The sequence below is a fragment of the Comamonas denitrificans genome (genome assembly GCF_017368815.1).
Taxonomy (GTDB): domain Bacteria; phylum Pseudomonadota; class Gammaproteobacteria; order Burkholderiales; family Burkholderiaceae_C; genus Comamonas; species Comamonas denitrificans.
In genome coordinates this window covers 70021-89032 of sequence record NZ_JAFNME010000010.1, presented here as the reverse complement: position 1 = coordinate 89032, position 19012 = coordinate 70021, and the positions used below count along the sequence as shown (strand labels likewise).

The window sequence follows — 19012 nt, the reverse complement described above, 5'->3', positions numbered from 1 at the left end:
CATATTCACATGAGTATTTAATGGCAAACTTCTATCCACCACCAAATACCCACGCTTATCGGCTGTATCTTGTTAAAGATCTCAAACAGAAGTTTTGCAACTTCTAAGCACCGCTGCAATCAGCGAAACTTTATTGTACCACACATTTTGTGAAAGTTTTGAAAATTTTTACAATTGGCGGAAACGAATGAATCCGCCAAGCCGTAACTATAACACGGTTTTAGAGCTTGCAGCGTTTAGCGTACTCAGCAGGCTTCGTGACACGATAGACCGCGCGCTTAATAGCAGAGACAGAGACACCATATTTAAGGGCAAGACCCGCGTAAGTGCAGTCACCGCTAAGGTACTCAGCTACAGCTTTTGATTCAAAATCACCCAAAGACCGCACACGACCAGGAACACGCCCCCGCTCACGTGCCGACAACTGGCCAGCAATAGACCGCTCCCTGATCATTGACCGTTCGAGCTGGGCCACGGCCCCCAGTATCTGCACCATGAAGACACCCATAGGGTTTGTAGTGTCGAGAGGCTCAGTAACGCTTTTGATTGCAGCGCCAACCCTCTCAAGGTGATGCAGGATATCCAACAGGTCAAAAAGACTTCGCGCAATACGATCAATCTTGTAAACGCAGAGCGTATCGCCCTTGCGCAGAGATGCAAGACATAGAGCAAGCTCTTTTCGCCCCTTTCGAGTAGCCCCGCTACCTTTCTCTTCAAAGACAACCGAACAGCCCAGCCGGGCCAGCGCGTCAAGCTGCAGCGCGTTATCCTGATCTTGCGTACTGACCCGCGCGTAACCAATCAACATAAAAACTCCTGTAAGTTAAAGAACAGGAGCGCCGACCATGACTAACCAGGCCGTGCCCGTTTTGCTTCAGCATGGAGCACAAACCAATCACGCCAGCGGCTCAGATGCGACAACACGATAGTTTGCCCGTCACCGACAAGGGCATAGCAAGCTTCAATCGCAGCCAGGGCCGTAGGAAAGTGGCCCAGGGATACCGGAGCAGGCATATCAAACTTGCCAAAGCACGTATAGCGATTTGTGAAGGCTTGCCCTTCTTTGAATGCCTTGACGATGTATTTGGAGATGTACGTTGCAATGCGAGCTGGGCTTCGCTGGCTATGCGCCTTGCGCCGGGACAGATCGACGTTGCCCCCACGTTCACCCACCACAGAGCGCCAGACGGCGCGTAGCGCGTCAAAACTCTTGACATGGTAGGTAGACCCATCAGCAGCTTTCTTTTCAAAGCGCGTGGGCATCCCAGCAGTTGCTATGTGCCAGTGCAGAGCACCGCGCTTTTGGTACTCATACACAGCCACGCAGGAGAACCCAGGCAGCAGCCGACGCAAACGGCGCACAAACTCTTTCAGATCCTTTTTGCTACGCTGCAGGTCAGCTTCACAGTGCTGATAGGTCAGCGTCAGCAGCGTATCGGCAGCAATGAGCTTGCAGAGCTTGCGCACTTTTGTCTTAGCCCGGTTTGCAGCAATGGTCAGCGACCGTTCACGACGCTCTTCGGCCTCCTCTTCCTCCCGAGCTATCGCGTTTTCAAGATAAGTCTCAATGACGACGCGGTTCCAGCCATCGCGCTCTACCCAAACCGTAGGAGAGGATGCAGACAGCTCCAAATGACCGTTTCCAAGGTCATGGGCCTTGACATTGAGCCCCTCCCCCCGCAGCCCCTCAAAAACCGTCAGAGTGGCCCCAGCGTAGATTTGCGCCAACAACTCTTGCGAAGTGAAGATGACACCGGGAAAAGCTTCGTTCATAATTCTAATCATAGTGACCTGTACGAGAGGTTGCTATCAACGCCCTGGGCTCGATGCGAACGAGCGCCGGGGCACTTTTTTTTTCTAGGACTTCATGGGCAAGCGCCCGAAGAAACGTAGTGATGTCCCAAAGTGTTTATGGGATAAATCTAGGCCGGCTTCGCCGGCCTTGCCCACTGGCTGCAGCCAGGGGCAGCACATGGCCGCTACGCGGCCGCAACATCCCCCCCATACCGGATACGCCGCGCCCCAGGCAGCCGGGGCAAACGACCATGCTTTATCCGAGCTATGGACAAAAGGGGGGTCAGGCTGGAGATATGGATAACTTGCGAGCAAGTTACCCACATCCCCAACCTTCTCACCCCTCTTGCCCACAGCAGCCAGCTACGATTTAAACGACAGCCCACCTAACTTCCCTTTTTAAAAAATCCCCTTGAAACAGCCAAACAGCCAGGCCAACAATGGCCGATGGCCAGGGGCCGGGCCGATGGCCACGAGCTGGGCCGGTGGCCAGGGGCTGGGCCGGTGGCCAGGAGCTGGGCCGGTGGCCAGGAGCTGGGCCGGTGGCCAGGGGCTGGGCCGGTGGCCACGAGCTGGGCCGGTGGCCACGAGCTGGGCCGGTGGCCACGAGCTGGGCCGGTGGCCACGAGCTGGGCCGGTGGCCACGAGCTGGGCCGGTGGCCAGGAGCTGGGCCGGTGGCCACGAGCTGGGCCGGTGGCGAAGGAGAGAATTTAAAGTGAAAATATTTTTACCCACAGGCGTAAGAAAAAATGAAAAATAAACCGTATTTAAAAGAAATTAGATATATTTAAGCGGTATTATGGAAAACAAAAAGAAAATTGTACTTAGTAAAAGTAAACACTTTTAAAGTGAAAAACTTTTTACCCACAGTGAAAATGAAGTTATTCATTTTGAAGAGCCAGAAGCTGGGCAAAATCACGAAGAAGAGCCTAACAGCGGAGAAGGTGAAACAGGCCCAGAGGCAGTACCAGGAGAAGACTGCCAATCTATGAAAACGCCGGTTTGAGCAATATCACGACAAGTTTCAAAGGGGACGGTCAAAGGGGTTGCATCTTGCGACCAGCACGCGCAATCCTTAGGTTTTTCAAGGCGCAAAAGGCAAGCAGCCGGAAAAGGCGCCTTCACTGGCTGAGTGATTTCGTCATAGCGCGGAGCAGTCCAAGGAAGAGCAGAAATTCTAGGCTTCAAAGAATCAATATATTCCTGCTGAGTCATAACGCGGCCCTCTTGAGCAGAACCGAGAGTAGGCGAGGAAATAGCACCTATATTTCTAGCAGAAGCAATAAGACCAGGGCCAGCATCAGCATCAGAAGAGGAAGAAGAACCCAAGCCCCTGAAAAAATGCACTGCATACCAAAGAACGAGGGGCACCAAGACGATAGCAGCAAAAACGAGATACAGCTGTTTTGGAATGCGATATTTAGCAGTATGAATACTGGCAGATTCATACCAATCAAAAACCTCTTTTGGATAACGAATGTCAGTAACAGTAGCAGTCTTACCAGCGGTATTAGATTCGCACTTATCAAAGACATTAGGCCATTGAAGCTGAGCAACTGTATTAGACCCATTACGACGCTTTAAATGACGATGATACCCAGGGTCAGCAATTAAGCGACGAACAAAAGCGTCAATATTTTTAGCATGCTGAGTAATAAGAAAGAAATCAAAGCCACGATGACGATGACGAGCAAGCGCCTGAATATGGTCAGGGGGACTACCGCGATTTAAACCGCGAGAAGGAAGCAGCTCGTGGCACTCATCGAGAATAAAAATAGTACCATCATCTTGATTTTCCCAAGTGACAAAATCTATTTCTTTCCAGCCGAACTCTAATGCTTCACCCTTAAGCTTCAAAACGGTTTCACCACGACCATCGAGACAATAGCAGACAGGCCGACCAGTTTCGAGTTGCAACTCACGAACCCATTTAAGCGTAAAAAGAGTCTTGCCAGTACCGACCCCACCGGTAACAAGATAAAACATTAGCGATACCTCATACGTTTAATAGTGCCATTAGAAAGACCATATTGATACATCATCTTTATGGAAACAGTAGAAGAATACATAGTGAAAACTTCACCAATACGCAAAAGACCAAGAATTTGTTTAAACTCAGGAGGAAGCCCAACTAATGAATCACGCCCCACAGAAGTGATCTGATCCAGAACAGACCCAAAGCCAATATAGGAAACAACGCCAAGCCCAATAGCTAGAAAGACACGACCAACAAGAGTCCCGACAATATTTAACAGACCACCCCAGATAATACCGGCAATAACTGGCATAAATTACCCACTCCCCAATATACGAAGACAACCAACAGACGCACCCAAAACTATAAGCATACCCATGGCATCGAAATAGCGACAAAACTTAGATAATTCAAAAGGTATAACCTGATTGAAAACGGTAACTTCAATATCAGCAGGACAAGCACCAGAGCCAATAACAGAATCAACGCTTACATGAGATGCAAGATCAACGGTGGAAGATTCAACACCATCTGAATTAGACGCCTCTGCATCCTTAAACGCCTGAAAATAAGTATTTGACTCGTCAAACAACTTACAAGCGGTTTTGTGCTGTTCTAGCGCAATAGCGCATTGAACAGGATCGCCCTCACAATTAAAACTTGAGCTGCAAGAGCCGGAAAAAGAACTTTTTTCCCCATCTTCGCCCTCCCCCTCCTCTTTACCAAGACCAGGGGATTTGCAAACGGATGAGCCGGGATTTTGAGCACAAAAATCAGATTGGGAAACTTGAGTTTCTTTAGTTGATTCCCCAGTAGTTGCACCGGAGGAGTCTTTATCTGCCGTAGTTTCTGAAATAGTGCATTTACCGTTTTCACATTTAACTGTAGTATTTATGTTGGTGGTTGTATTGTCATTATTATTAATTGTTTCTTCTTTAATAATTGTTTCCTGAGATTTAGCAGGAAGACAAACTTTTGTGCCGTTTACAGTGCTTTGATACTCTCCAGGTTTACAGGGCTTCTCTGGCGGTTCACTGGGGGGAAGCGGATTATCCTCTTCTTTTGGCGGCTCTACACTCCCTTCAGACGTAGGGAAACAAGTCTCAGAAGAGATAGTCCCTTCCCCCTCGAAATAATAATCACCGGATTGATCTTTATAAAAAACACCATTACCGGAGGAATTGATAACGCAGCCTTTATTGCAGCCAGGCACAAGACCAGCAGGTGTGCAAGTTTTAAAAGGCTTATAACCTACATCTCTACGAAGGCCGGTAATCCATTTCTTAGAGCCGTTCAAAGTTTCGCATTTTTCTGCTAGTGATTCGCAGGAATCATCTAAAGGTGGACAAGTTTTAGTTTCAAGGTTAAAAATTTTGCCACCAGGGCAAGAAGGTACAGGGGAGCAAAGAACACCATCCCAATATCCAGAATTACAAATAAGTGCAGCAGTTAAAGGATGGTAACTAGCAGCGGCAGGGTGATTAGTATATTTCCATTCAACAATCTTAAAACCATATGAATTTTTTAGATTTTGAACACAGTTTTCATATTGCTGAGTTCCGGTAGGATCTCTGGAATACCAGCCACAAGAGCCAACGGAAGAAGGCGGAGATCCATTATTAGCGGCAAAAGCAGAGCAAGAAAATGCAGCAAAGAAAAAAAATATTAGTCGGAAACGATAAGCCATAACGCCCCCATGTAAACCAGCAGAACAAGTAAACCCATTTCATGACCCTCCCTTTTTTTAGTGCTGGCCGCGCTAAAGCTTTCCGGCCAGCACTAAAAAAAGGGCACGCAAATAAGCGCACCCTGTCGCCCGTAAATGTGAGCGAATTAAACGGAACGCATGATTTTCCAACCCTTGATAGCGATACCGACGATCAAGAAGGCAGCACCCAAGAGGCCAATGGGAACCAGAAGGCTTTCAATAAAGGCAACGCCATCCGCAACATCAGGAGCCGTAGGAGGAGCAGCAAAAGCCTTACCGCCGTAAACCATCAGACCAGTGCCAACAGAAAGGCCGAGGGTTTTGGTATTTTGTGCTGCAGTGATAACAGCGTTTTTGACAGAATCAAACATCATCATTTCCTTTTTCCGGGGAGTTAACAACACGCAGCAAGGCCCGGATTCCCCAAGCTACGCAAAAAACCAAAGTAATAGGGCCAATAAGTAATCCAGCATCCTCAAGACTCAAATTAAGCAAGGGCGAATGAAAGGAATGCACAACCGTAACAGTGCATTGAGAAGGACACTGGATTACTTGCTCAGTCATTTGGTAGAAGAAGGAGCGACGCGCTGACGATTTTCAACGCGATTCAAATCAATGATAGAGGGACCGATTTTGCGAGTCTGAAAGTCAACGCGCATACCGTAAACAGGGGAATAAACGCCCTCAGTGACCATACCGATCAACTTATTGGGGACAGGCAAAACACCAACTTGCAATGCTTCACCGTTCTCATCGAGAGCAACGCAATCAACTTCCTGAAACTTATAAGGCTTGCCAGTTTTACCAACCCCCTCTTTTGGGGGTTGAACAACAAGGACACGAATAAAAGCAGGCAAACGAGCAGTAACAGCAGCAGCAGCAGCAGTAGCAGTAGCAGTAGCAGTAGCTTCAGACATAGAAAACCCTTTGAACCCCAGGGGGAGGGGTGAACAAGAAAACCCCCTGAATTGCCCCGCACGCGAGGCAATGCGAGGAGCTATCAAGACTCGCAACCAACGCCGATACAGAGCTGCGCATGAAGAATCAAATGATCAGCTGACTGAACTCGAGTCGAATTGGATACAAAAGGGCTACTGATATTTGCAAGAGAAAGCAGAACGTAAGCACCCCGCGAGACATAGCCATGGGACTCAAAAAGATCAAAGAAATCTTTGTCGTAGTCTTGATAAGAGGGGACGATGCCCGCCCCACTGCTGGGCACTGCAGCGTGAGCTACCACAGCAGCAGAACCGGGGTCAGCAGGGGACGGACAAGGGGAGATGCGAGAAGAAGATGCGGTCATGTGTAGCTCCATGCGAAAATTACCGCCGTTCTCATACTCAAATGAGAACGACAGATGGAGCATACTCAAATGAGCACACTTGAAGAATTGAATTTACTAATAGAGAAGGCAACCGCGATAGCAGGAAGCCAAAACAAATTAGCAAAGATGATGGAGATGAATCCCTCAAACCTTGTGGAGATGAAACAAGGAAAAAGGCGTGCGAACTGGCGAGTATTAGGAAAGCTTCGCGCAATCCTAGGAGAGGAACCCGCACGGGCATTTATGGAAGAAATGGCACTAGAGCTAGAGCAATCAGAAAGCACAGACGAAAAAAAAGCCGCCGAGGGCTTTTGGGCCATCTTGGCAGCTTTTCCAGAAGCGGAAAAAGAAAAAGCCCTGATTGAGAACAATCAAGGCTTTAATTCTTGGCGGAAACGAAGGGATTCGAACCCTTGATGGAGCTATAAACCCCATACTCCCTTAGCAGGGGAGCACCTTCGGCCACTCGGTCACGTTTCCGCAGAACCGCTATTGTAAGCACAATTTTTAGCGGTTTTGACAAATTTGAAAAATTATTCCGTTTTATCCAGACCGAAGGCTGTGTGCAAGGCACGAACCGCCAGCTCTAGGTACTTTTCGTCGATGACAACCGAAGTTTTGATCTCGGAGGTAGAGATCATTTGAATGTTCACCCCCTCTTGCGCCAGGGCACGGAACATGGTGGAAGCAACACCCACGTGGCTGCGCATGCCGATACCGACGATGCTGACTTTGGCAATATTGGGGTTACCAACCACTTCAGCAGCACCCAGGCTGGGGCTGACTTTTTCACGCAACAGATCCAGCGTTCTCTGGAAGTCTGTCTGATTAACGGTGAAGCTGAAATCGGTTTTGCCATCTTTAGAGATGTTTTGGATGATCACATCGATATCGATGTTGGCATCGGCCACAGGCCCCAGGATGGCCGCAGCGATGCCGGGGGTGTCAGGCACACCGAGCACCGAGACCTTGGCTTCGCCACGATTGAATGCGATGCCAGAAACAACGGCTTTTTCCATTTTTTCGTCTTCCTCAAAAGTAATCAGAGTGCCAGAACTGGCTTCTTCTGCCAGATCAATGTCCCAGGGCGTGAAGCTAGAGAGCACACGCATGGGAACCTTGTATTTACCGGCAAATTCCACCGAGCGAATTTGCAGCACTTTGGAGCCCAGGCTGGCCATTTCCAGCATTTCTTCAAAGCTTACCGTGCCCAGGCGTTTGGCGGCAGGCACGACGCGGGGATCGGTCGTATAGACACCATCGACATCGGTGTAAATCAAGCACTCATCGGCCTTGATGGCGGCAGCGATGGCCACTGCAGAAGTGTCCGAGCCGCCTCGCCCCAAGGTGGTGATATTGCCGCCGGGGTCAATCCCCTGAAAGCCGGTAATGATGACCACACGCCCGGCATCCAAGTCGGCACGTACACGGGCATCATCAATCGATTCAATGCGGGCTTTGGTGTAGCTGCTGTCAGTGCGCACTGGCACTTGCCAGCCGGCGTAGCTGACGGCGGGCATGCCCTCGGCTTGCAAAGCGATCGCCAACAGGGCCGAAGATGCCTGCTCGCCAGTGGCGGCCAGCATGTCTTGTTCGCGGTAGTAAGCCGTATCGGGGTGATCAGGAGTGAGTTCACTGGCCAGGGCCAGCAGGCGGTTGGTTTCACCACTCATGGCGCTGGGCACGACCACGACTTGGTGTCCGGCGCGGGCCCACTTGGCCACACGCTTGGCGACGTTGCGGATGCGCTCGGTAGAGCCCATCGATGTGCCGCCGTATTTATGAACGAACAGTGCCATTGGTTAAAGGTGTGACGAAACTACTGGTCACGGCGCTGTTGTGAAGGGGCTGTGTTTTGGAGCGCCGCCGGTTTTCGCACTCAGGGTTTTTGGACCAAAACCTGGGGATTGTACCAATACAAATTTGCACCTTTTCTACAAACAAACCCTGAGCCCATCTTGATCTGGATATGGTGGCCTCGCGTCCTGCATGCAGCGATTTGCACCAATAGCGCCTGGATTTGGGCCGTACTGGGGGTGGTGCCATGGTGATGCAGCAGCCAGTAGCGCAGCAGATTCGTTTGGCGCTCGGTCGGTAGCTTTTGCAAAGCGGCAATCAGCGGGGGCAGTCCGGTGGTTGCGGCATCTTGCTGGGCCAAGGTTTCCAGCAAGCCTTTGGCCTGAGCGGCGTGGGCACAGCTGCGGGCAAAGGTGGTGCGAAATTGCGGAAAAACGGCTTCCAGCACGGGCAGCAACTTGTGTCGGATGCGGTTGCGGGTGAACCGCTCGTCGGCATTGCTAGGGTCCTCCACCCAAGGCGCTTGCATCTGCTCTAGCCAGCGGCGCAAATCCTGTCCGGGGACGGCGAGCAAAGGGCGATGCCAGTGCAGCCCCTCCGCTTGCCAGTGTGCGGGCATGGCGGCCAGACCTGCCACCCCAGCCCCCCGCGACAGGGCCAGCAGCAAGGTCTCCACCTGGTCATCGGCATGCTGGGCCAAGGCAATGCTGGCCGCTGGCTGGGCGAAGTGGCTGCGGGCCAAATCGCACAAGGCTGCGTAGCGGTGCTGGCGGGCGGCCTCTTCTGGGCTTTGGCCGGGGCAGTGGCGGGCATCGACCCGGGCCACCGCCAAGGGAATGGCCAACTGCGCACACACCGATTGGCAGTGCTGCAAAAAATCATCCCCTGCTGCTTGCAGACCATGGTGCACATGCACCGCCAGCACCTGCCCGGGCCAGCGCTGGGCGCAAGCGCGTAGCAAGGCGCTGGAATCGGCCCCGCCGCTGTAGGCCACTGCCAGCGGCAGTTGCGGTGAGAAGGCGGCCAGCGCTTGGGCGAATGCAGGGGTCATGCGAATGAAGATGATTAAATTTAATAGCTGTTTGCGCTTTATTTATAAAGATTTCACAATGAAAAATACATAAAAATGCTGTTTATAAAGCGCAAACAGCTAGCAAAAACAATGGCCCCGCAGGGCCATCAAGAAACAACCAAGCCGCAACCACTGCGCCGTGGTTAGCGTAATTAGCGTGCTTTGGTATCGGTGAAGCGGCCGTAGCTTTGCAGGCGGTCGTAACGGCGTTGCTGCAGGTCGTCGGTGCTTAAATCGACCAATTGCCGCCAAGCATCGCCCAAAGCGCGTTTGAGCAGGCTGGCCATGTGCTTGGGGTCGCGATGGGCTCCACCGACGGGCTCATTGACAATTTTGTCCACCAAACCCAGGGCTTTGAGGCGGTGGGCCGTGATGCCCATGGCCTCGGCGGCCTCAGAGGCTTTTTCGCCGGTTTTCCACAAAATCGAGGCACAGCCTTCGGGGCTGATGACCGAATACACCGCGTATTGCAGCATCAGCACCTGGTCCGCCACCGAAATGGCCAAGGCACCGCCCGAGCCGCCTTCGCCAATGATGGTGGTGATGATGGGGGTTTTGAGCTGCGCCATCTCAAAGATGTTGCGGCCAATGGCCTCAGACTGGCCACGCTCCTCGGCATCGATACCGGGGAAAGCACCGGGCGTATCGACAAAGGTGAACACGGGCAGTTTGAATTTTTCTGCGGTTTTCATCAGGCGCAAGGCTTTGCGGTAGCCCTCTGGGCGGGTCATGCCGAAGTTGCGCAGGGTGCGCTCTTTGGTGTCGCGCCCTTTTTGGTGGCCAATCACCATGCAGGCTTGGCCATTGAAGCGGGCCAGGCCGCCGATGATGGATTTATCGTCGGCAAAGTGGCGATCACCGTGCATTTCCACGAAATCAGTAAAAATTTCGCGCACATAGTCCAAGGTGTAAGGACGATCGGCATGCCGGGCAATTTTGGTAATTTGCCAAGGCGTCAGGTTGCTGTAGATATCTTTGGTCAGTTGGTTGCTTTTTTTGCTCAACTGATCGATTTCATCCGAAATATCGACGGCGCTTTCACTTTGTACGTAGCGCAGCTCGTCAATTTTGGTTTCCAACTCTGCAATGGGTTGCTCAAAGTCGAGGAAAGTTTTTTTAGCCAAGATTTTTCTCCTTGTCCCAGTGCCGTGGCCTTGGAACATTTGCTTTGTCTGCGTCCTTCAGGACTCAATAGGCCACGGGCTGGGGATCCAGCGAGCGCCAAATATACCAAGTTGCTACTGTGGCCCAGGGTTTCCACGCCTCGGCCACCTCACGGGCATCGCTGCGGCTGACCGGGTCGCCCGAGAAATAGCATTCGCTGATGCCCTTGATCAGCCCCACATCATCCAGCGGCAGCACGTTGGGCCGCTGCAGATAGAACATCAAGCACATCTGCGCTGTCCAGCGGCCAACGCCGCGAATGGCGGTTAATTCGGTGATGATGGCCTCATCGTCCATCTCGGGCCAGCGATCGGGGCGCAAGCGCCCTTCGATAAAGTGGGTGGATAAATCCAGCAAATAGTCCACTTTGCGGGCCGATAAGCCCGCGCCGCGCATCTCTTCAACGCTCAGGCGCTGCAGATGCTGGGGCTCCATCGCCGGTGGCAGGGCTTCCAAGCGCTTCCAGATGCTGGCGGCGGCCTTCACCGACACCTGCTGCCCAACAATGGAACGCGCGAGGGTGATAAACGGATCGCCGCGCGAAGTTAAGGCGGCGCTGCCCATTTGGGGGATTAAACGGCGCATCACCCGGTCTTTTTTCACCAGGTGCTGACACGCTTGCGCCCAATATGCGGGCGCATCGGCGGGCACAGCCGGAAGCTGTACTTTGGGAGAAGGTGCCATACCACGTGGCCCAGGCTTACTGGGCCGCCTCCCAGGTGGTGCCGCTGGCCGAGTCTTTCAGCACAATGCCTTGGGCCAGCAAGGCATTGCGGATGCGGTCGGCCTCCGCCCAGTCTTTGGCTGCTTTGGCGGCTGCGCGGGCAGCAATTTGTGCCTCAATCGCCGTGGCATCGGCATGGGCAGCGCCCGCTTGCAAAAAAGTTTGTGGATCGGCCTGCAATAAACCCAAGCAGCCCCCCAAGGCCTGTAGCAAGCCAGCCAGATGCGCCGATTGGCTGCGATTGACTTCCGAGGCCAGCTCAAACAACACGGCAACGGCCTCTGGGGTGCCAAAGTCCTCGTCCATGGCCGCTTTGAAGCGGGCGGCATAGGGATTCGTCCAGTCGATGGCCGCTGCGCTGTGCGGCACCACCACGCTCAGGGCGGTGTACAAGCGCTTGAGTGCGCTGCGGGCATCGTCCAAATGCACGTTGGAGTAATTCAGCGGGCTGCGGTAATGGCTGCGCACGACGAAAAAGCGCACGACTTCGGGCTCGTACGCTTGCAGCACATCGCGAATGGTGAAGAAGTTGCCCAGGGATTTGGACATCTTCTCGTTATCGACGTTGATAAAGCCGTTGTGCATCCAGGTATGGGCAAACGGCTGACCGGTTGCGCCTTCGCTTTGGGCGATTTCGTTTTCATGGTGCGGAAACGCCAAATCCGCGCCACCGCCGTGGATGTCAAAACTCTCGCCCAGCAGGGTGCAGCCCATGGCAGAACACTCAATGTGCCAACCGGGGCGGCCTGTGCCAAAGGGGCTGGGCCATTTCACCTCGTCCGGCTCTTGGGGCTTGGCCGATTTCCACAGCACAAAATCCAGCGGGTCACGTTTGCCGTCTTGCACCGCCACGCGCTCGCCAGCGTTGAGCTCATCAAGCGTTTTGCCAGACAGCTTGCCGTAGTCGGCAAACTGGCGCACGGCAAACAGCACGTCGCCACCGGGCGCTTGGTAGGCCAGGCCTTTGTTGCGCAGGGTGCCGATCATCGAGAGCATTTGTGGCACGTAATCGGTGGCACGCGGCTCATGCGTGGGGCGCTCAATGCCCAGGGCATCGGCATCCTGGTGCAGCGCGGCGATCATGCGATCGGTCAGGCTGCGCACGGTTTCATTGTTTTTAACGGCTCGTTGAATGATTTTGTCGTCAATATCCGTGATATTGCGCACATAAGTCACTTCATAACCGCTCACGCGCAGCCAGCGCTGCACCACATCAAACGCCACCATCGAACGCGCATGGCCCAGGTGGCACAGGTCGTACACGGTCATGCCGCATACATACATGCGGACATGGCCGGGTTGTAGAGGCTGAAAAACCTCCAATGCACGGCGAAGCGTGTTGTAGATGCGCAAACTCATGGGGGGGGGCAGCTTTAAAACAAAAGGGGCAAAAGCAAATTCCGCCCCCAAAAATCAACAACGGCCGCCCAAAGTGCAGCCGCTACAATCGCCGCGAAGTATAAACCGACGCCCTCGGCATTCCTTTTTTGAGAGTTTTTATGTCCCGCCTTGCCCTTTTGCGCCTGCTTCTTCCGGCCGCCTTGCTCACCTTTACCGCCAGCGCCCAGGCCGATGCGCATAGCGATGTGGCCGCACTCATCCAGCAGGGCAAAACCACCGAAGCCATCGCCCAAGCGCAAAACTATTTGGCCCAAAACGCCCGCGATCCGCAGATGCGCTTCTTGCAGGGCTCGGCCCAATCGGCCGCCGGTGACACCCAGGCGGCCATCACCACATTCACCCTGCTGACCCAGGAATACCCAGAGCTGCCCGAGCCCTACAACAACCTGGCCGTGCTCTACGCTGGCCAAGGCCAGCTGGAACAAGCCCGGGGGGCCTTGCTGCAAGCGGTGCGCAACAACCCCAGCTACCCCGTGGCTTATGAAAACCTGGGCGATATTTATCTGCGCCTGGCACACGAAGCCTTTAGCCAAGCCACCAAACTGCAAGGTGCCCAGCCGGACGTGCAGCGCAAGCTCAGCGGCCTGCGCCCCTTGCTGCAGCCTTAATCCAACCCACTTCAACCGACCTGATGAGCTAATGAGGAGTTTTTTCATGCCCCTGCACCGCCGCACCCTGATGCTGGCCTTGGCCGCTTGCTGCACCACTGGCAGCGTTCTGGCGCAAACGCCCTCCACCCAACCCCAGGTGAAACTGCACACCAGCCTGGGCGACATCGTGGTGCAACTGGAGCCAGAAAAAGCCCCTGCCACCGTGGCAAACTTTCTGCAATATGTGCAAGACAAGCACTACGACGGCACCATCTTTCACCGCGTGATTGATGGCTTCATGATCCAAGGCGGCGGCATGACGGCCAACTTGCAAGAAAAAGCCACCCGCACCCCGATTCCACTTGAGGCCAACAACGGCCTGAAAAACGTGCGCTACAGCATTGCCATGGCCCGCAGGCCCGACCCCAATTCGGCCACCGCGCAGTTTTTTATCAACGTCAAAGACAACACCATGCTCGATGCGCCCAAGCCCGATGGCCATGGCTACGCCGTTTTTGGCCAGGTGATTGCTGGCCAAGAGGTGGTGGACAAAATCCGCCAGGTGCCCACGGGACGGCAAGGCATGTACAGCGATGTGCCCCTGCGCCCCGTGACCATCATTGCCGCCACCCAGCTTTAACGCACCTTTTGAACGCGCTTTTGAACGCGTTTTTTCCCCACCGCGCCACCAGCGCCCCCTTCTCTTTAATTTACGAAAGATTTTTATGAGCAATCCTCAAGTTGAACTGCACATCACCATCAACGTGGCCGACGAAGCCACCCAGGGCGTGATCACCCTGGAGCTGGATGCCGAAAAAGCCCCGAAAACCACGGAAAACTTCCTCGCCTACGTGAACGACGGCTTCTACAACGGCACCATCTTTCACCGCGTGATTAAAAACTTCATGGTCCAAGGCGGTGGCTTTACCCCCGACATGCAGCAAAAAGACACCCAGGCCCCCATCGAAAACGAGGCCAAGAACGGCCTGAAAAACGATGCTTACACCATCGCCATGGCCCGCACCGGCGACCCGCACAGCGCCACAGCCCAGTTCTTTATCAACACCGTGAACAACGACTTTTTGAACCACACCTCGCCCACCGCACAAGGCTGGGGCTATGCCGTGTTTGGCAAAGTGGTCAAAGGCCAAGAAGTGGTCGATGCCATGAAAAAAGTACGCACCACGCGCAAGGGCTACCACGATGACGTGCCGTTTGATGCCGTGGTGATCGACAAGGCTGTGGCCCTGTAAATCCAACCCCTTGCAGCATGCCCACCACCGCCCTGCCCGCCCAAACGCTGCACGCGCCAACGCACTGGAGCGCGGTGGAATGCATTGCCGACTTGCACCTGCAAGCCAGCGAACCCGCCACCTTGGCCGCTTGGCAACGCTATTTAAAAAGCAGCCCGGCCAGCGCCATCGTGATCCTGGGCGATTTGTTTGAATCCTGGGTGGGCGACGATGCCCTGCAAGAGGCGGGCAGCTTTGAAGCCCAATGCGCCGCCACGCTGCACGCGGCCAGCCAGCAGCGGCCCATCTATTTCATGGTGGGCAACCGCGACTTTCTGGCCGACGCAGCGTTTTTGCGGGCCAGCGGCATGCAAGGCTTGGCCGACCCCACCCTGCTGGTCTGGGGGCCGCAGCGCATCTTGCTTTCGCACGGCGATGCGCTGTGCCTGGACGATACTGAATACCAACAATTTCGCGCCATCAGCCGCCAGCCCGCCTGGCAACAGCAGCTGCTGGCCCGCCCCCTGGTCGAGCGCCGCGCCCTGGCCCAGCATTTGCGCAGCGAAAGCGAGCAGCGCAAGCAATCGGGCATGGAGTACGCCGATGCCGATCCGGCGCTTACCGATCAATGGCTTGCGCACACCCAGGCGCACACGCTGATTCACGGCCACACCCACCGCCCAGCCGACCACACCCTGCCAGCGGGGCGCACCCGCGTCGTGCTCTCTGACTGGCATTGCGATGGCCCAGCCCCACGCGCCGAGGTGCTGCGCATCACGCCCAATGGGCAATGGCAGCGCCTGCCTTTGGCGGATGCTTTTTAGTCTATTTTCAATAGCTGGTTGCGCTTATATTTAAACGATTCTTATATAAAAACACTTTGAAATCGTTTCACATCCAGCGGAACCAGGTATTTTTATAAAAGCATTGGCAGGACTGCCTCTGCAAACACCCCCGGCTGCTCGTACTGCACCCAATGCCCGGCCCCTGCAATCAACTGCAGCCGCCCGCCAAAGCACGCCGCCACTTGCGGCCACAGCCCTCGGTAGAGCACGTCCTCCTGCCCATACACCGCCTGCACCGGGCAGGTGATGCGCGGCAGGGTTTGGCGCAGGATGTCGGTGCTGGCCAGGCGGCGACGCGGCAAGCGGTCGCGCTGCACATTGGCCGTGTGCAGGGCCAAGGTGGCGCGGTCAATCTGGCGGGCATCGGCCAGCATCAGCGCGGCCAAGTTGTACTGGTGGCACAGCAATTGCTCCACCGGGTCGGCCAGATGGCGCCAACCTTTGAGGCGGTACAAAGGCTTGTCCCGCAGCCCCAGCCCCGGCGGCCCCACCAGCACCAGCTGGCGCACCAGGGCCGGATAGGCTGCGGCCAGCAGCGCCGCCGTCATCCCACCCAGCGAAAAACCCATGATCTGCAGCGCCTGCCCCGGCAGCCAATGCTGCAAACTGGCAGCCAGCAGGGGCAACATATCGTCGGCATCTTGCTGATGGGGCAAGGGATCAGAGGCACCAAAGCCCGGCAAATCCAGCGCCCACACGGCATGCCCGGCTTGCGTCAGCGGCCCCAGCATGCGCAGCCAATGCGTCCAACTGCCGCTGCCGCCGTGCAGCACAACCACCGGGGCCTTGTGCAGATGACCGGGTGCCGGTGCGGCCGACCAGTGGTGGGCGGTAAGTACCCCGCCCGCATGGGCAAAAGTTACGCGCTGCGCCTGGGCCTGCCACTGCGCCACTTCTGGCGGGGTCACTTGGCCCGCCGCCACCGCAGCGTAATCCTGCGCCGAGCCATCCCAGGGCAGAACTGTCCAATCCTGCACCTCTACCACTGCGCCACGGCCTCCACCGCCAGGGCATAGCCCTGCACCCCCAAGCCGCAAACCACCGCCCGCGCCACGGGCGAGAGGTAGGAGTGGTGGCGAAATGCCTCGCGGGCAAACACGTTGCTAATGTGCAGCTCCAGCAGCGCCACGCCTGTGCCCTTGATGGCATCCATCAGCGCAATGCTGGTGTGCGTATAGGCACCGGCGTTCAAAATCACCCCGGCCAGTGCGCCCTGGGCGTGCAGGCGACCAGCTTCGTGAATCCAGTCCAGCAACTGCCCCTCATGGTTGCTTTGGTGAAAGCGCAACGCCAAGCCGTGGCGCGTGCAGGCCACTTGGCACAGCTGCTCCACATCGGCCAAGGTGTGCGCCCCATAGACCTGCGGCTCACGCGTGCCCAGCAGGTTGAGATTGGGGCCATTGAGCACAAAAACCGTCTTGCGCATCGTCGTCATCGTTGCTTCTTTCTGGTGGCAAAAGCTGCTGATTATCCAGCCTCTATCCCGGGGGTGTGCCCGGTGCCACCTGCAGCCGCCCTACAATCGGCCGCCATATGAGCACCAATACCTCCAACCCCTCTTCTGCTTCGGACGTGGCGGCCAAGCCGACCAACTTCCTGCGCCAAATCATCGAAAACCACTTGACCGAAGGCACCCACGCGGGTCGCCACTGGGGCGGCGGCCCTGGCGATGCCGCCCACCATGCCGCTGGCCCCGTGGATGCGGCCAAAATCCGCACGCGCTTTCCGCCCGAGCCCAACGGCTACCTGCACGTGGGCCACGCCAAAAGCATTTGCCTGAACTTTGGTCTGGCCCGCGATTACAACGGCATTTGCCACCTGCGCTTTGACGACACCAACCCCGAAAAAGAAGAACAGGAATACGTCGAAAGCATCAAAGATGCCGTGCGCTGGCTCGGCTTTGACTGGCAAGACGCGCAGGGCCACAGCCACCTGTACTACGCCAGCAACTACTTTGACTTCATGCACCGCGCAGCCGTGTACCTGATTGAGCAGGGCCTGGCCTATGTCGATGAGCAATCGGCCGAAGACATGCGCGCCAACCGGGGCGACTTCACCACCCCCGGCAAAGACAGCCCCTACCGCAACCGCAGCGTGGCCGAGAACCTGCAGCGCTTTGCCGATATGAAAAACGGCCTGCTGGCCGACGGTGCCGCCGTGCTGCGCGCCAAGATCGACATGGCCGCGCCCAACATCAACCTGCGCGACCCGGCCATCTACCGCATCCGCCGCGCCACGCACCACACCACGGGCGATGCCTGGTGCATCTACCCCATGTACACCTTCGCCCACCCCATTGAGGACGCGCTGGAGCACATCACCCACAGCATCTGCACGCTGGAGTTCGAAGACCAGCGCCCCTTCTACGACTGGCTGCTCGATCACCTGCGCGCCGGTGGCCTGATTGCCACGCCCCAGCCGCGCCAGTACGAGTTCTCGCGCCTGAACCTAACCTACGTCGTCACCAGCAAGCGCAAGCTAAAGCACCTGGTCGATAGCGGCACCGTCAGCGGCTGGGACGACCCGCGCATGCCCACCATCGTCGGCCTGCGCCGCCGGGGGTACACGCCCGCGGCCATCCGCGATTTTTGCGAACGCATTGGCGTGACCAAAGACTACGCCTGGATCGACTACAGCCTGCTGGAGCTGTGCCTGCGCGAAGACCTGGAGCACCAGGCCCACCGCGCCATGGTGGTGCTCGACCCCCTGGCCCTAGAGCTAACCAACTGGGCCGAGGTGTTTGGCAGCAGCGCGCACACCGAAGCCTGCCAACTGCCCGCCCTGCCCCACGGCAAGGACGATGCCGACGTGCCCCAGCGCCACTTTGGCCTGGGCCGCCACGTCTGGATTGAGCGCGAAGACTTTGAAGAAACCCCGCCCAAAGGCTACAAGCGCCTGTTCCCCGGCAACAAGGTGCGCTTAAAAGGCGGCTACGTCATCGAATGCACCGGCTGCGAAAAAGACGCTGACGGCAAGGTCACCAAAGTGCTGGCCACCGTGGTGCCCGACACCAAAAGCGGCACCCCTGGGGCCGACAGCGTCAAAGTCAAAGCCGCCATCACCTGGGTGGCCCAGCACGATGCCGTGCCGGCCGAAGTGCGCCTGTACGACCGCCTGTTCACCGATGCCCAGCCCGACGCGGGCGGCAAGGACTACCTGGCGCTGCTCAACCCAAGCAGCCTCAAAGTGGTGACCGCCTACGTCGAGCCCTCCCTGGCCAGCGCCCAGCCGGACGACAAATTCCAGTTCGAGCGCTTTGGCTACTTCGTCGCTGACCGCCAAGAGCACCGCGCCGATCGGCCCGTATTTAATAAAATTACCGGACTCAAAGACAGCTGGGGCAAGTAACCACTTGGCCCTCTGCCCAGTACCAAAGGCTGCACAC

The 19012-nt window shown here is 55.8% G+C and carries 22 protein-coding genes and 1 tRNA gene; 6 read left to right on the top strand and 17 right to left on the bottom strand.

Annotated elements, in window-relative coordinates; all coding sequences use genetic code 11:
* Positions 1–220: 220 nt before the first annotated feature.
* From J1777_RS06505 to J1777_RS06465, 9 genes are all read right to left on the bottom strand, one after another.
* Positions 221–808: a recombinase family protein gene (locus tag J1777_RS06505; protein ID WP_207575003.1), complete on the bottom strand. Its 588-nt coding sequence runs from the start codon at positions 806–808 to the stop codon at positions 221–223.
* Between the two features lie 41 nt (positions 809–849).
* A complete protein-coding gene (locus J1777_RS06500) occupies positions 850–1773 on the bottom strand; it encodes a rolling circle replication-associated protein (protein WP_207575002.1) in 924 nt (307 codons plus the stop codon).
* A gap of 420 nt (positions 1774–2193) precedes the next feature.
* Complete coding sequence (locus J1777_RS06495; protein WP_207575001.1) at positions 2194–2439, bottom strand: hypothetical protein; 246 nt, start codon at positions 2437–2439, stop codon at positions 2194–2196.
* 271 nt (positions 2440–2710) lie between these two features.
* Positions 2711–3781 (bottom strand): zonular occludens toxin domain-containing protein, encoded by a 1071-nt coding sequence (locus J1777_RS06490; RefSeq protein ID WP_207575000.1) that lies wholly within the window; start codon positions 3779–3781, stop codon positions 2711–2713.
* Positions 3781–4083, bottom strand: coding sequence for a DUF2523 domain-containing protein (locus J1777_RS06485; RefSeq protein ID WP_207574999.1), 303 nt, complete (start codon positions 4081–4083; stop codon positions 3781–3783). Before J1777_RS06485 ends, J1777_RS06490 begins: the two co-directional genes overlap by 1 nt.
* A 3-nt stretch (positions 4084–4086) precedes the next feature.
* The gene (locus J1777_RS06480; protein WP_207574998.1) at positions 4087–5457 is read right to left on the bottom strand and encodes a virulence factor TspB C-terminal domain-related protein; all 1371 of its coding nucleotides are present in this window, start codon (positions 5455–5457) and stop codon (positions 4087–4089) included.
* 146 nt (positions 5458–5603) lie between these two features.
* Positions 5604–5855 (bottom strand): major capsid protein, encoded by a 252-nt coding sequence (locus tag J1777_RS06475; protein WP_207574997.1) that lies wholly within the window; start codon positions 5853–5855, stop codon positions 5604–5606.
* 183 nt (positions 5856–6038) lie between these two features.
* Positions 6039–6395, bottom strand: coding sequence for a hypothetical protein (locus tag J1777_RS06470; RefSeq protein ID WP_207574996.1), 357 nt, complete (start codon positions 6393–6395; stop codon positions 6039–6041).
* An 83-nt stretch (positions 6396–6478) separates the two neighbouring features.
* Positions 6479–6781, bottom strand: a complete 303-nt coding sequence (locus J1777_RS06465; RefSeq protein WP_207574995.1) for a hypothetical protein — start codon at positions 6779–6781, stop codon at positions 6479–6481.
* 69 nt (positions 6782–6850) lie between these two features.
* On the opposite strand from J1777_RS06465, the gene J1777_RS06460 reads away from it, so the two are divergent.
* Complete coding sequence (locus tag J1777_RS06460) at positions 6851–7219, top strand: hypothetical protein (protein ID WP_207574994.1); 369 nt, start codon at positions 6851–6853, stop codon at positions 7217–7219.
* Here J1777_RS06460 and J1777_RS06455 read toward each other — a convergent pair.
* The 6 genes from J1777_RS06455 to cysS all read right to left on the bottom strand — a co-directional run bounded on the left by J1777_RS06455 (position 7190) and on the right by cysS (position 12918).
* Positions 7190–7282, bottom strand: a tRNA-Ser gene (locus J1777_RS06455). The two genes, J1777_RS06460 and J1777_RS06455, sit on opposite strands and share 30 nt — an antisense overlap.
* 53 nt (positions 7283–7335) lie before the next feature.
* Entirely contained in the window at positions 7336–8601 is a 1266-nt protein-coding gene (locus J1777_RS06450; RefSeq protein ID WP_207574993.1) for an aspartate kinase, read from the bottom strand.
* A gap of 80 nt (positions 8602–8681) precedes the next feature.
* Positions 8682–9650, bottom strand: coding sequence for a tRNA lysidine(34) synthetase TilS (gene tilS / locus J1777_RS06445; RefSeq protein ID WP_207574992.1), 969 nt, complete (start codon positions 9648–9650; stop codon positions 8682–8684).
* 173 nt (positions 9651–9823) lie between these two features.
* Positions 9824–10795: an acetyl-CoA carboxylase carboxyltransferase subunit alpha gene (locus J1777_RS06440; RefSeq protein WP_207574991.1), complete on the bottom strand. Its 972-nt coding sequence runs from the start codon at positions 10793–10795 to the stop codon at positions 9824–9826.
* A gap of 64 nt (positions 10796–10859) precedes the next feature.
* Positions 10860–11519: a DNA-3-methyladenine glycosylase family protein gene (locus J1777_RS06435; RefSeq protein WP_207574990.1), complete on the bottom strand. Its 660-nt coding sequence runs from the start codon at positions 11517–11519 to the stop codon at positions 10860–10862.
* A 16-nt stretch (positions 11520–11535) separates the two neighbouring features.
* Positions 11536–12918, bottom strand: a complete 1383-nt coding sequence (gene cysS, locus J1777_RS06430) for a cysteine--tRNA ligase (protein ID WP_207574989.1) — start codon at positions 12916–12918, stop codon at positions 11536–11538.
* Positions 12919–13058: 140 nt separating this feature from the next.
* Between cysS and J1777_RS06425 the strand changes: the two genes are divergently transcribed.
* From J1777_RS06425 to J1777_RS06410, 4 genes are all read left to right on the top strand, one after another.
* On the top strand, positions 13059–13568 hold the full coding sequence (locus J1777_RS06425) for a tetratricopeptide repeat protein (protein ID WP_207574988.1): 510 nt from the start codon (positions 13059–13061) through the stop codon (positions 13566–13568).
* A 46-nt stretch (positions 13569–13614) separates the two neighbouring features.
* Entirely contained in the window at positions 13615–14190 is a 576-nt protein-coding gene (locus J1777_RS06420; protein ID WP_207574987.1) for a peptidylprolyl isomerase, read from the top strand.
* A gap of 85 nt (positions 14191–14275) precedes the next feature.
* A complete protein-coding gene (locus tag J1777_RS06415; RefSeq protein ID WP_207574986.1) occupies positions 14276–14803 on the top strand; it encodes a peptidylprolyl isomerase in 528 nt (175 codons plus the stop codon).
* A gap of 17 nt (positions 14804–14820) precedes the next feature.
* Positions 14821–15606: a UDP-2,3-diacylglucosamine diphosphatase gene (locus tag J1777_RS06410; RefSeq protein ID WP_207574985.1), complete on the top strand. Its 786-nt coding sequence runs from the start codon at positions 14821–14823 to the stop codon at positions 15604–15606.
* 92 nt (positions 15607–15698) lie between these two features.
* Here the strand turns inward: J1777_RS06410 and J1777_RS06405 are convergent, their stop codons facing one another.
* Together J1777_RS06405 and aroQ are read right to left on the bottom strand one after the other, a co-directional pair.
* Positions 15699–16604: an alpha/beta fold hydrolase gene (locus J1777_RS06405; RefSeq protein ID WP_341352941.1), complete on the bottom strand. Its 906-nt coding sequence runs from the start codon at positions 16602–16604 to the stop codon at positions 15699–15701.
* 2 nt (positions 16605–16606) lie between these two features.
* Complete coding sequence (gene aroQ, locus J1777_RS06400; RefSeq protein ID WP_207575005.1) at positions 16607–17053, bottom strand: type II 3-dehydroquinate dehydratase; 447 nt, start codon at positions 17051–17053, stop codon at positions 16607–16609.
* A 107-nt stretch (positions 17054–17160) separates the two neighbouring features.
* Here aroQ and J1777_RS06395 point away from each other — a divergent pair, with 107 nt between their 5' ends.
* On the top strand, positions 17161–18975 hold the full coding sequence (locus J1777_RS06395) for a glutamine--tRNA ligase/YqeY domain fusion protein (RefSeq protein WP_207574984.1): 1815 nt from the start codon (positions 17161–17163) through the stop codon (positions 18973–18975).
* The last annotated feature ends 37 nt before the right edge of the window (positions 18976–19012 follow it).

Coding starts and splice junctions, on each gene's coding strand:
- J1777_RS06500 (WP_207575002.1), bottom strand. CDS start 1,773: ATGAACGAAGCTTTTCCCGGTGTCATCTTCACTTCGCAAGAGTTGTTG.
- J1777_RS06435 (WP_207574990.1), bottom strand. CDS start 11,519: ATGGCACCTTCTCCCAAAGTACAGCTTCCGGCTGTGCCCGCCGATGCG.
- J1777_RS06505 (WP_207575003.1), bottom strand. CDS start 808: ATGTTGATTGGTTACGCGCGGGTCAGTACGCAAGATCAGGATAACGCG.
- J1777_RS06415 (WP_207574986.1), top strand. CDS start 14,276: ATGAGCAATCCTCAAGTTGAACTGCACATCACCATCAACGTGGCCGAC.
- J1777_RS06460 (WP_207574994.1), top strand. CDS start 6,851: ATGAGCACACTTGAAGAATTGAATTTACTAATAGAGAAGGCAACCGCG.
- J1777_RS06480 (WP_207574998.1), bottom strand. CDS start 5,457: ATGGCTTATCGTTTCCGACTAATATTTTTTTTCTTTGCTGCATTTTCT.
- aroQ (WP_207575005.1), bottom strand. CDS start 17,053: ATGCGCAAGACGGTTTTTGTGCTCAATGGCCCCAATCTCAACCTGCTG.
- tilS (WP_207574992.1), bottom strand. CDS start 9,650: ATGACCCCTGCATTCGCCCAAGCGCTGGCCGCCTTCTCACCGCAACTG.
- J1777_RS06470 (WP_207574996.1), bottom strand. CDS start 6,395: ATGTCTGAAGCTACTGCTACTGCTACTGCTACTGCTGCTGCTGCTGCT.
- J1777_RS06425 (WP_207574988.1), top strand. CDS start 13,059: ATGTCCCGCCTTGCCCTTTTGCGCCTGCTTCTTCCGGCCGCCTTGCTC.
- J1777_RS06450 (WP_207574993.1), bottom strand. CDS start 8,601: ATGGCACTGTTCGTTCATAAATACGGCGGCACATCGATGGGCTCTACC.
- J1777_RS06490 (WP_207575000.1), bottom strand. CDS start 3,781: ATGTTTTATCTTGTTACCGGTGGGGTCGGTACTGGCAAGACTCTTTTT.
- J1777_RS06410 (WP_207574985.1), top strand. CDS start 14,821: ATGCCCACCACCGCCCTGCCCGCCCAAACGCTGCACGCGCCAACGCAC.
- J1777_RS06485 (WP_207574999.1), bottom strand. CDS start 4,083: ATGCCAGTTATTGCCGGTATTATCTGGGGTGGTCTGTTAAATATTGTC.
- J1777_RS06475 (WP_207574997.1), bottom strand. CDS start 5,855: ATGATGATGTTTGATTCTGTCAAAAACGCTGTTATCACTGCAGCACAA.
- J1777_RS06420 (WP_207574987.1), top strand. CDS start 13,615: ATGCCCCTGCACCGCCGCACCCTGATGCTGGCCTTGGCCGCTTGCTGC.
- J1777_RS06465 (WP_207574995.1), bottom strand. CDS start 6,781: ATGACCGCATCTTCTTCTCGCATCTCCCCTTGTCCGTCCCCTGCTGAC.
- J1777_RS06395 (WP_207574984.1), top strand. CDS start 17,161: ATGAGCACCAATACCTCCAACCCCTCTTCTGCTTCGGACGTGGCGGCC.
- cysS (WP_207574989.1), bottom strand. CDS start 12,918: ATGAGTTTGCGCATCTACAACACGCTTCGCCGTGCATTGGAGGTTTTT.